The sequence below is a fragment of the Nonomuraea polychroma genome (genome assembly GCF_004011505.1).
Lineage (GTDB): Bacteria > Actinomycetota > Actinomycetes > Streptosporangiales > Streptosporangiaceae > Nonomuraea > Nonomuraea polychroma.
In genome coordinates this window covers 3,917,987-3,931,940 of sequence record NZ_SAUN01000001.1, presented here as the reverse complement: position 1 = coordinate 3,931,940, position 13,954 = coordinate 3,917,987, and the positions used below count along the sequence as shown (strand labels likewise).

Annotated in this window: 15 protein-coding genes; 11 read left to right on the top strand and 4 right to left on the bottom strand. The window is 67.5% G+C overall.

Annotated elements, in window-relative coordinates; genetic code table 11:
* Nucleotides 1-135 precede the first annotated feature (135 nt).
* Together EDD27_RS17835 and nuoH are read left to right on the top strand one after the other, a co-directional pair.
* Nucleotides 136-936 (top strand): helix-turn-helix transcriptional regulator, encoded by an 801-nt coding sequence (locus tag EDD27_RS17835; RefSeq protein ID WP_241564810.1) that lies wholly within the window; start codon nucleotides 136-138, stop codon nucleotides 934-936.
* 57 nt (nucleotides 937-993) lie between these two features.
* Nucleotides 994-2,274, top strand: a complete 1,281-nt coding sequence (gene nuoH / locus EDD27_RS17830) for an NADH-quinone oxidoreductase subunit NuoH (protein WP_127933439.1) — start codon at nucleotides 994-996, stop codon at nucleotides 2,272-2,274.
* A 31-nt stretch (nucleotides 2,275-2,305) separates the two neighbouring features.
* Here nuoH and EDD27_RS17825 read toward each other — a convergent pair whose 3' ends face one another.
* Both EDD27_RS17825 and EDD27_RS17820 read right to left on the bottom strand, forming a co-directional pair.
* The gene (locus EDD27_RS17825; RefSeq protein ID WP_127933438.1) at nucleotides 2,306-3,505 is read right to left on the bottom strand and encodes a coiled-coil domain-containing protein; all 1,200 of its coding nucleotides are present in this window, start codon (nucleotides 3,503-3,505) and stop codon (nucleotides 2,306-2,308) included.
* 1,029 nt (nucleotides 3,506-4,534) lie between these two features.
* Nucleotides 4,535-5,572 carry a tyrosine-type recombinase/integrase gene (locus tag EDD27_RS17820; protein WP_127933437.1) on the bottom strand — a complete coding sequence of 346 codons (1,038 nt, stop codon included), beginning with the start codon at nucleotides 5,570-5,572 and terminating at the stop codon, nucleotides 4,535-4,537.
* A 149-nt stretch (nucleotides 5,573-5,721) separates the two neighbouring features.
* Between EDD27_RS17820 and EDD27_RS17815 the strand changes: the two genes are divergently transcribed.
* Nucleotides 5,722-6,849: a coiled-coil domain-containing protein gene (locus EDD27_RS17815; RefSeq protein WP_127933436.1), complete on the top strand. Its 1,128-nt coding sequence runs from the start codon at nucleotides 5,722-5,724 to the stop codon at nucleotides 6,847-6,849.
* 309 nt (nucleotides 6,850-7,158) lie between these two features.
* Nucleotides 7,159-7,590, top strand: a complete 432-nt coding sequence (locus EDD27_RS17810; protein WP_127933435.1) for a hypothetical protein — start codon at nucleotides 7,159-7,161, stop codon at nucleotides 7,588-7,590.
* A 69-nt stretch (nucleotides 7,591-7,659) separates the two neighbouring features.
* Here EDD27_RS17810 and EDD27_RS17805 read toward each other — a convergent pair whose 3' ends face one another.
* Complete coding sequence (locus EDD27_RS17805; protein WP_127933434.1) at nucleotides 7,660-9,363, bottom strand: alpha/beta fold hydrolase; 1,704 nt, start codon at nucleotides 9,361-9,363, stop codon at nucleotides 7,660-7,662.
* A 1,401-nt stretch (nucleotides 9,364-10,764) separates the two neighbouring features.
* On the opposite strand from EDD27_RS17805, the gene EDD27_RS17800 reads away from it, so the two are divergent.
* The gene (locus tag EDD27_RS17800) at nucleotides 10,765-11,673 is read left to right on the top strand and encodes a hypothetical protein (RefSeq protein WP_127933433.1); all 909 of its coding nucleotides are present in this window, start codon (nucleotides 10,765-10,767) and stop codon (nucleotides 11,671-11,673) included.
* Nucleotides 11,674-11,822: 149 nt separating this feature from the next.
* Here the strand turns inward: EDD27_RS17800 and EDD27_RS17795 are convergent, their stop codons facing one another.
* Complete coding sequence (locus EDD27_RS17795; RefSeq protein WP_127933432.1) at nucleotides 11,823-12,266, bottom strand: hypothetical protein; 444 nt, start codon at nucleotides 12,264-12,266, stop codon at nucleotides 11,823-11,825.
* A 204-nt stretch (nucleotides 12,267-12,470) separates the two neighbouring features.
* Here EDD27_RS17795 and EDD27_RS17790 point away from each other — a divergent pair, with 204 nt between their 5' ends.
* From EDD27_RS17790 to EDD27_RS17770, 6 genes are read left to right on the top strand one after another with little or no spacing between them, the layout of a single operon-like run.
* Nucleotides 12,471-12,719: a DUF7662 domain-containing protein gene (locus EDD27_RS17790; RefSeq protein WP_127933431.1), complete on the top strand. Its 249-nt coding sequence runs from the start codon at nucleotides 12,471-12,473 to the stop codon at nucleotides 12,717-12,719.
* Between the two features lie 26 nt (nucleotides 12,720-12,745).
* Nucleotides 12,746-12,979 carry a hypothetical protein gene (locus EDD27_RS17785; protein ID WP_127933430.1) on the top strand — a complete coding sequence of 78 codons (234 nt, stop codon included), beginning with the start codon at nucleotides 12,746-12,748 and terminating at the stop codon, nucleotides 12,977-12,979.
* The gene (locus tag EDD27_RS17780; protein WP_127933429.1) at nucleotides 12,976-13,326 is read left to right on the top strand and encodes a hypothetical protein; all 351 of its coding nucleotides are present in this window, start codon (nucleotides 12,976-12,978) and stop codon (nucleotides 13,324-13,326) included. Before EDD27_RS17785 ends, EDD27_RS17780 begins: the two co-directional genes overlap by 4 nt.
* Nucleotides 13,323-13,490, top strand: a complete 168-nt coding sequence (locus EDD27_RS54300) for a hypothetical protein (RefSeq protein WP_164903665.1) — start codon at nucleotides 13,323-13,325, stop codon at nucleotides 13,488-13,490. The genes EDD27_RS17780 and EDD27_RS54300 overlap by 4 nt, the downstream gene beginning before the upstream one ends.
* Nucleotides 13,487-13,717 carry a hypothetical protein gene (locus EDD27_RS17775; RefSeq protein ID WP_127933428.1) on the top strand — a complete coding sequence of 77 codons (231 nt, stop codon included), beginning with the start codon at nucleotides 13,487-13,489 and terminating at the stop codon, nucleotides 13,715-13,717. Before EDD27_RS54300 ends, EDD27_RS17775 begins: the two co-directional genes overlap by 4 nt.
* Nucleotides 13,714-13,941, top strand: a complete 228-nt coding sequence (locus EDD27_RS17770) for a hypothetical protein (RefSeq protein WP_127933427.1) — start codon at nucleotides 13,714-13,716, stop codon at nucleotides 13,939-13,941. Before EDD27_RS17775 ends, EDD27_RS17770 begins: the two co-directional genes overlap by 4 nt.
* Nucleotides 13,942-13,954: the final 13 nt, after the last annotated feature.

Here is a 13,954-nt window from a genome sequence, read left to right as displayed (position 1 = left end):
GTAAACACGTCGTCCGGGATGTGGATCAGTAAGGTGAAGGGGGATTGCGCCTGCTCATCTCCCGTGTGGTGCGGCTCCCTCCATGGAAAATCGATACCACGGGACCGGTGAGACTAGGGCAGGCTTGCTGGCGTGATGGCGATTCATTCGCTGCCCACGCAGCCGCAGGCGGAGCCGTACCAGATGATCGGCCGCCTCTCACCGCCGCACCTGCGGCCGTACGTGCTGGGGTGGGCCGGCTTTCGCACCCGGGCGGGAGAGCCCGCCCACCCCAGCCGGATGCTGCCGCTCAACGCGGCCACCCTGATCATCGACTTCACCGGCATGAGCCCCATCGTCACCGGTCCCCGCGCCACCGCGACGTTCTCGGCCCATACGCCGTGGCGTCACGGGGTGGCGGTCGGGCTCACCCCCGCCGGGATGTCGGCGCTGATGGGGACGCCCATACGCGAGGTGGCCGGCACGACCGCGCATCTGGAAAACCTCCTCGGCACCCGTGCCGCGGAGCTGACCGACCGGCTGATCGCGTCGGCGAGCTGGGCGGACCGCTTCAGCCTGCTGGAGGAGCGACTGACGGCGTGGCTGCGCCCCGACGCCGCCCCCAACGACCTGATCATGCACGCCTGGTGGCGGCTGCAGGAGCCCGCCGGCCCGTCCACCATCGGGTCCCTCGCCGGTGAGCTGGGCGTCAGCCGTCGTTATGTCGAGCTCGGATTCCGCCGGGTGGTGGGCTTGTCGCCCAAGACGGTAGCCCGGATCGCCCGGTTCCAGCGGACCGTGGACACGTGGAGACGGCCCTCGGCCACGCTGAACGAGGCCGTCGCCTGCGGTTACGCCGACCAGCCTCACCTCACCCGAGAGATCCGGGCGATGGCGCAGATGACACCGAAGCAGCTGTTCGCATTCGTTCAATACACCGATCGGCTCACCGGCTAGCGTGACCTTCCGCTCCGGACCGAACGAGTGCCGGGGGAGAGGAAGGGGCAACACGTCATGGCAGGCGTTCTCGCGGTCGATCCCACCCTCACCGACTTCGGCGACGACCCGGTGTGGATCACCATCGTCAAGGCCGTGATGTTGTTCCTCTTTCTGGCGCTCGGGGTCGTCTTCGGGGTCTGGTTCGAGCGCAAGCTGATCTCTCGGATGCAGAACCGCTACGGCCCCAACCGGGCCGGCAAGTTCGGCCTGCTGCAGTCGGTCGCCGACGCGATCAAGATGGGTTTGAAGGAGGACCTCTTCCCGCGCACGGTGGATCGGGTGCTCTACCTGCTGGCGCCGGTCATCATGGTGGTGCCGGCGTTCCTGGCCTTCTCCATCGTGCCGTTCGGGCCGGTCGTCAGCCTGTTCGGCGAGCAGACGCCGCTGCAGCTGGTCGACCTGCCGGTGGCGGTGCTGTTCATGCTGGCCATGGGCGCGGTGTCCGTCTACGGTGTGGTGCTGGCCGGGTGGTCGTCGCGCTCGCCGTACGCGCTGCTCGGTGGCCTGCGGTCGGCGGCCCAGGTGGTGTCGTACGAGATCGCGATGGGTCTGTCGTTCGTGGCGGTGTTCATCTTCGCCGGGACGCTGTCCACCTCGGAGATCGTCGCGGCGCAGCAGGACACCTGGTTCGTGGTGCTGCTGATCCCGTCGTTCCTGATCTACGTGGTCTGCATGTTCGGCGAGGCCGCCCGTATCCCGTTCGACCTGCCGGAGGGCGAGGGCGAGCTGGTCGGCGGCTTCCAGACCGAATACTCCTCGTCGCTGAAGTTCGCCCTGATCATGATGGGCGAATACCTGCACACGTTCACCGCCTCCGGCATCGCGGTGACGCTGTTCCTCGGCGGGTGGCGGGCGCCGTTCCCGATCTCGCTCTGGGAGGGCGCCAACACGGGCTGGTGGCCGGTCCTGTGGTTCCTCATCAAGTTCGTGCTGACCTTCAGCTTCATCATCTGGGTGCGGGCCTCGCTGCCGCGCGTGCGCTACGACCAGCTGATGTCGCTGGGCTGGAAGGTGCTGATCCCGGTCAACCTGGCGTGGATCCTGCTGGTGGCCGGGGTGCGCAACGTGATGCTCAACCAGGACAACAGGGTGCTCAACGTCGCCCTCGGCCTGCTCATCGTGGTCGCCGCTCTGGCCATCTGGATGCGCTTCGACACCGTCGACCAGCGACGCAAGGAAGAGAAGAAAGCCCAGGTCGACGCCGAGTTCGAGGAACTGTCCAACGAGCCGACGGCCGGTGGCTTCCCCGTGCCGCCGCTGGACCTGCCGCACTATCACGGCGTTTCCCGGCCGTGAGCGCGAAGTCGGCGCCCGTTCCTCATTGGGGTCAGCCCGCACGCAACTCCGCCGCGACCGCCCGTTCCCGTAGCTGGGCCGCCTCCGCTCGGGCCGCCTCCAGTTCGGCCCGCAGGTCTTCAAGACGTATCCGCTCCAGCCGCAGCTCCGCCCGCGCCTGATCACGTTCCCTGACCGCGGCCTCGGCGCGGGTCTTCTCCCGCGTCACTAGCTTCCGCTCCCGGGCGAGCGCGGCCGCGGCCTCCTCCTCGACCGCCGTCAGCCGGCCCGTCAACCGCTCGACCTCGGCCGCCGCCCTTTCGGCCTCCTGCAGCGCCACTGCCCGGTCGCGCCCGGCCTCGGCAGCGGTGCGTTCGGCCGTGGCCGCTCGCTCCACGGCGCGTTCCCGTTCCTGCGCCGCCGCCTCCTCCCGGGCTCTGGCCGCGATCAGGTCACGCTCGGCCTGCTCACGGGCCCGCGCGGACGACGCCATCTCTTCCCGGGCCGCGTCGGTTTCCTCCCGTGCCCGGTCGGCCTCCTCGCGAGCCTGTACGGCCTGCGCCCGCGCTTCCGCGACACGCCGGTCTGCCGCCTCCACCCGTTCGGCCAGTTCCTGTACGGCCTGATCCCTGGCCCGTTCGGTCAGCTCGACCTGGTGAGCCGCCTCCTTGGCCCGCTGCTCGGCCGCATCGGCGCGCCGCTGCGCCTCCTCCGCCGTCTGCAAAGCCTGCCGTTCGGTGCTGGCGGCCTCCCGCAGTGCGGCCAGTGCCTGCTCACGCGCCCGCTCCGCGTCCTGGAGCGCCGTCTCCTTCTCGTTCTCCGCCTCCTCGAGGCGGGCCCGCATCTCGGTGGTCTGCCTGCGGGCGTGCTCGGCGGCCTCGCGCGCCAGCCGTACCTGCTCGAACGCCTGCTCCCGCTCGGTACGCGCGATCGCCACCCGCGTATGCGCCTCCGCCTGCACGGCGCTGAGCTTGGCCTCCACACCCGCGGGACTCAGCTCGTCGGCCAGCGCCCGAGCCAACGGCTCGATGGCCGCCGCCAGCCCGCTCTCCATGCGGTCATACAGCTGCTCGGCCCTGGCCAGCGCCCCCTCCAGGCCCGGCGTGGCCCGGCGCAGCTCCCGCTCCCGCTTGGCGGCCGCCTGACAGTCCTTCTCCGGGCAGTACGCCTTGGGCCGCCCCCGGCCGCGCCGTTGCTCGATGGGAGCGCCGCAATGCTTGCACGGCGTCACGACAGTGGTCTCCGCAGTCACAGCAGGACCATATCATTTTAGATTTTCTAGAAAATAGAAATCAGAAAAGCTGGTCTGTTGCGTCGTAGTAGCCGTCTAACAACTTGCGAGAAGGTAGGTTCCCGCAAGTAATCAGCGATCTCGCGTCACCGGAGACTTGTCATCTAACTGTCCTGCTGTGCGGATTGCCACGAAGTTGTCCTGGGCTTTTGCCACGAGATGTCAGCAAGATCTTTTGTGTAAGCCCACAACGGGGGCCGCCCTCGCGGCATCTGATAGTGCGGATTGCCACGAAGTTGTCCTGGGGTTGTGCCACTTGGTGTCAGTGGGAGTGCCACGAGGTGCCAGCAAGATCATCAGCGCCGCTGCGCGCAGGACGCCGTCGAGACGACGGTCGCGGTTAGTCGACAGGTATTTTGCCTGGTCACCAGTGCACTGCCTGGGAGAGTGACCTCACCCGCTCGGTCGCACTCGCCATCTTCAACCGAAACCGAAGACATCCGGGCTTCCGTGCGGCTCGGCCGTTGCTCGCGGCCTGGAGTTAGTGCCGTTCTACTGGGCCCCGGCTGACAAACCTGGCAATGTTGCCACTTGCTGACAGCCGCAATTGGGCCTGCGACCTGCAGTTTTGCCATGTTCTGTCAGTGGCGTGTGCCGTCGAATTGTCAGTAGGTGGACCGCAGTGCTGTTGTCTGTGAATCGGCGCTTGATGTTCACCCATCTCACCTGGTCTTGGAGGGCCAGGACATGCGCCAATGCTTCCACGCGTCCCGGGGCGCCCTTGTGGGCCTGGATGCACGAGGCCCTTCCCTGGCCACCGGCAGCTCCAAACCGTGCGAAAAGTATTCATCATGCAACGCCAAGTGGCTTGACGAGCCTTACCAGCCCGCTGGTAGCGTTCGTATTGATTCCCCTACCTGCTTCGGTGGGTAGGTGCGGGCCCTGCCTCCGGGCGGGGCCTTTGCGTTGTCACCGCCTCCCTGGTGAGCGAGCTTTTCCAGGTGATGTGGTAAGGGCCCTTTCTGCTTGCCTGGATAAGCCTGGAGCGTGTCAGAGGCCGACATTACGCATGGCGTTGTCCCGCCAGCGGTCGACGGCCCTGATGTACCGCAGCACGACGGGTGAGGCAGGGGCCCAGCGGCCGTGCTTGGCGATGACGGCGACCGGGACGCCGGCGGCGTAGGCGACGGTGGCGCCCCCGGCGCGCAGGCTGTGCGCCGTGACCGTCTCAGCGAAAGGCACGCCGGCGCGCACGGCGAGGTCGCGGACGATGACGTTGACGGCGTCGGCGCCGAGCGAAGGGCCCATACCGCCGTGCCGGTTGACCCGGCGCAGCAGCCGCCCGGCGGTGTGTCCGGCCTGGTCGAGGACGTGCAGCCAGTCGCGCCAGGCGGCGACCGGGTCAGTGAGCGGGTGGCTGCCGCGGGGAATGGCGATGGTCTCGCCGGCCGAGTCCTTGTCGGTCTTGGAGGTGCGGATGACCACCTCCAGGCCATCGCTGACCTCCCGCACGTCCTCTCTGGTCAGGGCGACAAGCTCGCTGCGGCGGCCCATCAGCGCCAGGCCGAGCACGAGCAGCAGCCGGTCACGCAGCCCGATCGGGGTGGTCAGGTCGCAGGCGGCGACCATGGCGCGCAGCGCGTCGATGGTGATGGGCGGGGCCTCACGCTGGCCGCGCCCGCCGTCTTCGGCGCGCCGGCGCTTGTAGGCGCGCAGCGCCAGCCGGGCGGCCTCGGTAGACGGCTGGCCGGCATGGCCGGCCAGCCGGTGCATGGTGCGCACCGCGGCCAGGGCCTGCTCGATGCTGGCCGGGGCCTGCCCGGCGGCGCACAGCTGGGCGGTGTATTCGGCCAGGGTGGCGGCGGTGGCGGGCAGCGCGAGGCGGTTCTGCGTGGCGCACCAGGTGGTGAAGGCGGCCCATTGGCGGGCGTAGGCGCGGCGGGTGTTGGCGGGCACGCCATCGGCGATGAGGCGCCGGGTGTCGGCGCTGAGTGCGTGGTCGGCGGCGGTGTGCGCGCCGCCATTTTCTGGCGTCCCGGAAATCAGCGGCTGGTCTCCCGCCGCTGGCAGCCGCCCGCCCTCACCCATGTCCGCTTTGTCCCCCTTCCGGGAGCGTCCGCGCGATCGCCTCTGGCCCGCGATAAGGAAGGTTATCACGGGTCAGGATTGATGTGAGATGCGTTTGCGAACGTTCGGAACGGATTCGTTCGAACGTTGCGAACGATAGCCTGCGACCTGTGGCAGACGATCAGGAAACTGTGGTGGCGAGCATTCCGGCCGAGACCGGTCAAACGGTCGGGAACGGGGCGGGTCGGCAGGAAACGGAGCCGCGATGCGCGGGGCCCGGCTGCGCCAAGGCGCTGCCCGGGCGCAGCAGCCGCGCCAGGTACTGCAGCGATGCCTGCCGCGCCGCGGCCTACCGGGCGCGCACCACCGCGCATGCCGCTCCCGTGGCGAACGCGCTGCTGCGCGCCCAGGACCTGCTCGCCCCGCTGCTGGCCGCGGGCGAGCAGTGGCAGGCCGCCCAGGACGCGCTGCGCGCCCAGCTGGCCGAGCTGAGCTCAGGCGCGCTCGCCCAGGTCGAGGCCGCCGAACAGGCCGCCGAGGAGGCCCGCGCCGCCGCAGCGGCCGCCGAGCAACGCGCCACCGCCGCGGCCAACATCGCCGCCGCCCGGATCGCCGCCGCCGAGCAGGCCCAAAAGCAAGCCGAGGTCGCACGCGACCGCGCCGAGGATCGCGAACAGGACGCCTGGCGGCAGGTCGGCGAGCACCAGGCCGCCCGCACACAGGCCGAGCAGGCGGCCAGCGAGGCCGCCGACCGGAAGCAGCAGGCCGAGCGCGACCGCGACGCCGCCCGGCGGCAAACCGCCCAGCTCACCGAGCTGCATACCGCGGCGACCGCCCGTATCACCGAGCTGGAGCAGGAGGGCGCGGACCTGCAGCGCGAGCTTGCCGACCTGCGCTATCAGGGGCAAGTTCAGGAGGAACGGGTGCGCGAAGCCGAACGCGAACGCGACCAGGCCCGTGGCACCGCTGCCGCGCACGCCCAGGAGCTCGAGCGGCTCCGCCAGGCGCTGGCAGCCGAACAACAGCGGCGCGAGCAGGCGGTCACCACAGCGGCCGTGGCCGAGCAGGCCCTCACCGTCGCGGACCGAGCCAGAGCCGCTGCCGTCGGAGAGGCCGACCGGCTGCGGGGCGAGCTCGCCGACCTCAGAAGGGCGCTGAAGATCGCTCACCAGCGGCGCGAAGAGGCCGTCACCGCCGCCGCCGTTGCGCAGGCGGTGCTGCGCGAGCAGCGTGCCGCTGCACGGCCCGATCCCCCTGGCCAGGCTGCATCGGCGGAAGACTCTGCGCCAGCGCGGTGACGACAGCAGGAGTGACTTCGACGGCGCCAGCTGGAGATCGGATCCGAGACAACACGACACGCCCGAGGTTTGCGCATTGCGAGCGATGTGCTGGCATTTCTCGGATTACCACCGCCTGTGATTGCGTGCCAACGGCGGCACTCCTAGCTTTGAACCACAACATGTAGCAGGGCCGCCAGCGCGGCCCTCCACAAGTTGTGGTTGGCATGCCTGGACGCTACCCCTTCCAAGTTTCGTGTTCCTCGCCTGCCGTTATGCGTCCTGCGAGCTGCGGGACTCGCTACATCTACGACGATTGGCGAGGGGACTATGGCGCCTGGCGAGCTCGCCACCGGTACGATTGCAGAGACTGCTCTGATCGAGCTGGGTGAAGGCCAGCCGGGTCCCGCGACCGTGGCGCTTCTGCAGCAGCTGGGGCGGCAATGTACACGATCTGCACGTACCAACTTCCCGCCACCTGAGGGCTACACAAGTTGGAGCAACGATGCCGTCGATCACCTGCTCGCCGACATGTTTGAGCGGGAAGACCGCAACAATCCCGGACAGGGGCACAAGTTTCTCCTCAACTGCTACCTCCGGGCTACAGATGGGCCGTCCCTGGAGCGGCTGCTGCTGACCACGATCGAGAACTTCCTCAAGGACCAGGCCAAAAGCACCCCCCCGGGGCCTACTCAGGCGGCGGGTGCAGACGCTCTTCAAGGCTGTTACGGATGTGTGAGTTCGGCCCGCCAGCGAAAATGACTACGCCCCCGCCCCGGAGAGGTGCCGGGACGGGGGCGTAGTCAGACGCCGGCTAAAGCCCGTTCAGGCTCAGCCGGACGTCCTGGACGTGCCGGTGAAAGCCGGGGCCTGGAAGCGGGGCAGGCCCGCCAACGGACCTGCCCACTTCAGGCCGTCCGTCCGCCACAGCTCACGCTGGTCCTTCTTGAGCTTGGTCTCGACCCTGCCGCCCACGGGGCAGCGGAAGCCGTGCGGAGGCACGGTCAGCGAGATCAGGTAGTTGTCGATCGGCACCGTGCTGCACTCGTCCTTGCCGTAGATGCGGTGGCCCCAGCCTTCGTAGGTGAGCAGCACGGCCTTCGGGCCGAGTTGCTTGGCCACGTTGGCGGACCAGCTGTACGGGGTGGAGGGATCGTGCAGCGAGTTGCCCAGCAGGATCGGAGCGCTGCCCGTGTAACGCAGCCGGTGCTGCGGGTTGTTGGTGGGGTGGTTGAGGCAGACCGGCAAATCCTCGATCGGCATCGGGTTGAAGCGCATGTCAGGAGCGCGGCGCTTGGAGCTGCGCAGCAGGAAGGCGTATTCCTTGTAGCTGCGCACCTTCAGCTTGTAGTCCTCGCACAGGATTGTGGTGGCCAGCTGGGCCGTCTCCCCGGACACGGGCTGGCGGCCGGGCAGCGGAGGCACCCACGACGGCGGCTCGCCGCCGTCCAGCGCGCGAAGCACCTCGGCCAGCAGCGCCCAGGCGGGACCTTCGGTGCCCAGCACGCCGTTCCACAGGACCTGGAGCTCGGTCACCGGCTTGCCGGGGACGCCCGGCCAGTACAACTTGCCGTCACGCGCCTTGGCCAGGATCCTCTCCCACACCGCGCGGACGTCTTTCCCGTGCAGCACGCAACTGGGCTCCTGGTCGCACCAGCCGACGAACTGGTCGAAGGCGTCCTCGACGGCGGCGGCCTCGCTGTCGAGGAACGCCTTGACGCCGAGGCTGTGGTCCATGTTGCTGTCCAGGGTCATGGCCCGGATCTTGGTGGGGAACAGCTCGGCGTACATCTGGCCGAGCAGCGTGCCGTACGAGACCCCGTAGAAGGTCAGCTTCTCCTCGCCGAGCGCGGCGCGCAGGGCGTCCAGGTCACGCGCGACGTTGACCGAATCAACGTGATCGTACAGCGGGCCGGTACGGGCCCGGCAGTCCGCACGCAGCTTCTTGGCGAAAGCGACCCATTTGACGTAGTCGGCCTGGCTCTTCATGACGGCGTACGGCGCCTGGTTGTACACCGACGCCGAGCAGGTGATCGGGTGACTGCGACCCACGCCCCGCGGGTCGAAACCGACGATGTCGAACCGCTTCTGGATCTCCGGGGTGAAGAAGCCGGGGGAGCTGTAGGCGAACTCCACACCGGATCCGCCCGGGCCACCCGCGCCGAGCACTAGAGACCCGACCCGGGCTGCCGGGTCGGTGGCCTTGCGGCGCGCGACGGCCAGCTCGACCTTGGCGCCGTTCGGGCGGGACCAGTCTATCGGCACCGCCAGCTTGCCGCACTCGGCGGAGGGCTCCTCCTCGCAAGGCGCCCAGGTGATACTGCTCTTCCCCGGAGCCGGGGTCTTGGAGGCCGTCGGGCTCGGCGACGCCGTCGAGGTTCCCGAGGCATTGGGAGTGCTCGAGGCCTTCGGAGTGCCCGACGCCGTCGGGGTCGCGGTGGCTCCGCCAGGGGCCTCCGCCACGGCGGCCGAAACAGGTAACAACGTCGCCATCGCCACGAAGGCGGCGGCGAGCAGAGAAGATCGTGTTCGCACAGTGCTCCAATCATTGGTTGGCCCGGCCCACGCGCGCAGCATGCGACCGACCTGTGACCATCCCCTGGTCGACGGCCGCGGCGGCTTGGAAGCCGGCGGCAGCGGCGGTGAGCGCGGCCGACGTGGTCCAGCCTGCGCCCCAGCCGTCCAACCCCGAAAATTTTGCTGCGTACGTCCTATCATGATTTTTACGGCCGCATGACGCATGTGTTCGAAACACTTGTCCGACCCGGAACGCGTCCGCCGTTCGTTCCCGCGGAGAACCCCTAGAAGCTCACTGAAGATCTTGTTCTTGGTGGCCTGTGAGGTGGCAGGAGGCTGGGATTCTTCAGGAGAGTCGGAGAGCCCGGACGACGGCAATCCCGTGATCTATGAAGGCTCCCTGCCGTGTGCAGGTGAGGTGATGAAGGGGATGGGGTGGCGCGAGACGTGACGATCGAGAAACGATGTGCTGATGTCATCGCTGTCCAGGCCCCGCGCCAGGATGGTGGCGGGCGTATGCGCAACTGCCAGCACGCTCGTGCTGTCCCTGACCGTCGCGCTGGTGACGGGTTGGAGTTTTCGCTCGACGACGGCGCGAACGCCGGTTGCGTCCGATGTGCCGAGTGTCCCCGGGCCCTGGGATGAATCCGAGCCGATCTCCGCCAGGGATCGCGCCGTATTCCTCGCGGCGCTGCGGGACATCGATCCAGGTCTCGTCGTAAATGAGGAGCGTGCGGCCCGACCAGCCCCTACCACCCCGAACACGCCAACCCACCGCGACGTCCCACCACGCCTCCGTACTTGCCGCCCCCACTTGCCTTTGTCACGTCTGCCCATGCCAATGCGACATGCCATACCTGGCCGCGCCGTCCCATGCCGACTATCCCGCTCGACCCTGGCCATCACGAGCCGAGCCGACACGCCGATGCCTGGCCGCGTCTTCGCCATGCCGACTTGCCCACCCGTGCCGAGGACCTGCCGAACCCGCCCGAATTGCCCTCCGCTCACCCTCATCGTTCCGCGGCCTGCCCGACAGCTCATGCCACCTCTTTCCTGCCCCGCCGAGGAGCCTTGCCTCACCCGTGCCGACCGACTGCTCTCCCCCAACCATCCCCGGCCACTTCACGCCGGCCCCAGCCCCGCCGACGTGCCGCCACCAGCCACAGCACGCCGTCCCGTGCCGGACCGACCACCCTGCCCAACCCATGCCCGTACGACATGCCTACGCCTGCCGCGCCCGCCCGACATACCCGCCCGGCCCGTGACCACCCAAGGCCTCGACAAGCCCAGTCCCCGCCGACGTGCCCTGCCAGACCGCGCGTTGCCGACCCGCGCCCTGCCTTCCCGGGCCGACGCGCCTAGCCATCCCTGGCCACGCCTCGCGCGGACCGCACGGCACCGGCCACCCAAGGGAGCCCGATGACCCCAGCTGAAGAGACCCCCACGCTCGTCACTGAGCTCAAGGCCCTGCTGCCCCGTCTGCAGGAGCTGCTGCCCGAACCCGTCGCCGACCCGACCAAGGGCACCATGTCGCACCACAAGATCTCCGGGTCGCCGGCGCCCTGGCACCCGGAGGCCGGCGGCGTGCTCATGACCATCCGCGCCGGCGTGCGCGAGCTCGAGGACGACCTGCGCTACCACGTCACCGGCCACACGGGAGAAGGCCGGGGCGGCAGCGACGGCAACACCGTGGCGGCCCTCGACACGATCGTGCGACTCGTGCACGGCGTCGACGACGAGATGGCCCGCGACGCCTGCCACCGACTGAACAGGTGGATCGAGCAGGCGCGCCAGATCCGCGACATCGGCGAGAGCGAGAAGTGGATTCCGATCAGGGTGTCCAAGGGCCTGCCGCCAGCCTGCCCGTACTGCAACACCTACTCGATCCGGCTCGCCCAACAGTCCGGGCGCGTGGTCTGCGTCAACGTCCGGTGTGAGGACGGAAACGCCGAGCGGCCCCGCGGCCGCATCGACAAGAATCGGCTGGACGGGTCCGCCATGTTGGTGTGGGCGGATGGGCGCTCTACCTATTACTACCGGGGCGATATGACACATCGTGATGTTGACACCCCTTGGAAATCGCGCCACGCATGCTCAAAGATATGTCCAATAACCTGTGAGCTGTATCGCTCAAATAGAACGGGCGGAGGAGCATGTGACTTACCGCGCGGTTTATTTCGAACGTACCATGCCTATCCCATATATGACTTTATAGTAGTTCCACATTTGTTCGAGATCGTCATAGATGGCAGTCACCTCGAAGGGCTTGCCATTGTTGTCTATTGTCTGTTGGATTGTGTCGCCGTGTGCCCGAGTGGTGAATTGTAGCGCGAACTTGAAATAGTGTCGCAAGGTCGTAGCGTGGATGCGAAACGTTGCACCCTCGCCAGGTTGTAGCTGTATTCTATGCTTGTCGAAATATTCCTCCTTTGATTGTGCTTGCAGTGCAACTGGGATTTGGCCGTCCAGGTCTATGTCTAGGGTTTTAACTTCCTCCTCCCCTCCACCGGGGGATCGTAAACGAACGTCCCCGTTAGTGGTTTGACGCACATCGGACCGCTCGAATAGGGGACTGCCCTAAGGTCGACTACTCGAACATTCCGGCTATGGTTTCCTCGGAACTCGACATTGATAATCAAGGTAACGGGGTCTATACCGCCTCTGCTGCGAAACCATTCTGGTTGATCTTCTTCTTCTAGGTTTCTTACTTCAGTGATCTCTTCTTGAGAGAAGATAGTGGGTTTCGGGAAAGCCCAATTGCCGCTGGCGTCGTCGTGTAGAACCTCTACGCTGTCTATGTCAAGTGGGCTCTTTATGAAGTCGAGGCCATATTTGACCCACTCGGCACCAAGCGTTCCAAGAATCGCGATCAGGATCGCCCCGATACCTGCAAATAGCGTTTTAAGCTTATGGGTGCGCATCCAGGCCAGCGTGTGCTTCACCCATGATTGGCCCGGTTGTTGGCTGCTGGCTGCTGCTGCACGGCGCGCTGACCTAACGCTGGATGTTGCGACGACTGCATTCCTATTCCCCTGAGAGGACTCTTCATGCCTATTCCGAAAGACGCTTTGATCTATATTGAGAGGCGCATTAGAGAAAACCGGGCGTCGAGGAGTCGTGACCACATGGTGGCCCGAGAGCAGTACGAGCGCCTCACCCGACACCTCCGGGACGATGGACGCGACCGGATCGAGATGACCTTCGCCGAGGTTGCCTGGGTGGTCGGCGAGGACCTGCCCGCGAACGCTGGCCGATACAACGCATGGTGGGCCACTGATCCCAAGCACACACATGCCGTCTGGCTCGACGTCGGCTACATCGCCCGGCCCAATCTCACCGCCCAGCGCGTCGTCTTCGACCGGGGGACACCGTGAGCATCTGAGCCAGCGTCGGCGCCGAGGTGATCGAGGCGCTCGACGGCCACGAGGAGGCGGCGAACTACCGCGCCGAGGGCACGCCGCGGATCGAGTTCGACGTAGCCAGAACCAGTGTGCACGACCACATCCGGGTTGCGTTGTGGAGCATCCGCGACGACGGCATCCGGACGGGTGGGCTCGACGTGTGCGCCGTCCTCTCGCCGGCCAACGCGCGCAACCTCCGCGACGCCCTGAACATCGCCCTGGGGGAATCATGAGCTGCGACATCCTCGACCGGATCGACGACGTCATCACCTGGCACGGCAGCCGAGACGCCATGGTCTGGACCGCCGAACCGCCCAAGCCTCCCACGTTGGCGCTCAACATCGACGGCGAGGCTGCCCAAGCCGCGTTCGCCAGGCTGGGCGAGCATATGCAGGTGGTTGTCGAGGCGTTCCGGTCGGCCGCAGAGCAAATGACGCGAGGCGCTACCGTCATCTACGAAGCGTTCGACGAGCTCATGCGCATGCCCGGCATGCAGGACCTCGCCGAAGCCCAGCGGCTACAGCGCCGCGCGATGAAGAGCCAATACCACCAGCGCAGGCGCAAGAGGGCGAGACGGTGAACCGTATCCGAGCCGAACTGCGCGCCGCCGCCCAGGTCCTCGTCGAGATCTTCACGCCTCAGATCTGGGTCCGCTGGTGGTCGCCGAGCATCCGCATCGACAGCAGCGGCGCAGACGAGCGCGTGGCCGCCGTACGCGCCGGAACGAGGAAGGCGGGCCGATGAGCATCGCCCGCCCGACCGATCGCTATGTGGCCGCCGGTGAGGTGCTCCGCGCCTACCAGCAACAGTCCGGCGTACTCGCAGTATGGCGTCACCTCGTCGGCCTGGCCGGGCGTCCGGCCGCGATCGGGACGCTGCTCCTGCGCTGCGACAACGAGTCCACCGCGTCCGGGGACAAGCTGGCGGTGGCCATCTTGCGCGCTGTCGGCATCGAGCGGAGAGCGCGATGAGTCCCGTCGAGGAGATGAAGGCCGCGTTTCGGGCACGGCTCGACGCGGCGGGCGTCCGCGAGCTGGTGCAGCTGGACGGGCAGGGCGAGGAAGAGCGGCTGCTGGAATGGGGCCGGTGCCCGCTGTGCTGCGTGGTGCCCACACCCCGCTTTACGATCCGGCTGGACGAGAACGACCACATCCACGCCGCGTACGACGCGATCTGCGAATGCCGGGGACCATGAGCCACAACGACAA

What these genes read in the sequence shown, in the direction of transcription:
- EDD27_RS17810 (WP_127933435.1), top strand. Translation starts at nt 7,159, where the DNA reads ATGGCGCCTGGCGAGCTCGCCACCGGTACGATTGCAGAGACTGCTCTG.
- EDD27_RS17780 (WP_127933429.1), top strand. Translation starts at nt 12,976, where the DNA reads ATGAGCTGCGACATCCTCGACCGGATCGACGACGTCATCACCTGGCAC.
- nuoH (WP_127933439.1), top strand. Translation starts at nt 994, where the DNA reads ATGGCAGGCGTTCTCGCGGTCGATCCCACCCTCACCGACTTCGGCGAC.
- EDD27_RS17820 (WP_127933437.1), bottom strand. Translation starts at nt 5,572, where the DNA reads ATGGGTGAGGGCGGGCGGCTGCCAGCGGCGGGAGACCAGCCGCTGATT.
- EDD27_RS17835 (WP_241564810.1), top strand. Translation starts at nt 136, where the DNA reads ATGGCGATTCATTCGCTGCCCACGCAGCCGCAGGCGGAGCCGTACCAG.
- EDD27_RS17790 (WP_127933431.1), top strand. Translation starts at nt 12,471, where the DNA reads ATGGTGGCCCGAGAGCAGTACGAGCGCCTCACCCGACACCTCCGGGAC.
- EDD27_RS17795 (WP_127933432.1), bottom strand. Translation starts at nt 12,266, where the DNA reads ATGCGCACCCATAAGCTTAAAACGCTATTTGCAGGTATCGGGGCGATC.
- EDD27_RS17770 (WP_127933427.1), top strand. Translation starts at nt 13,714, where the DNA reads ATGAGTCCCGTCGAGGAGATGAAGGCCGCGTTTCGGGCACGGCTCGAC.
- EDD27_RS17775 (WP_127933428.1), top strand. Translation starts at nt 13,487, where the DNA reads ATGAGCATCGCCCGCCCGACCGATCGCTATGTGGCCGCCGGTGAGGTG.
- EDD27_RS17800 (WP_127933433.1), top strand. Translation starts at nt 10,765, where the DNA reads ATGACCCCAGCTGAAGAGACCCCCACGCTCGTCACTGAGCTCAAGGCC.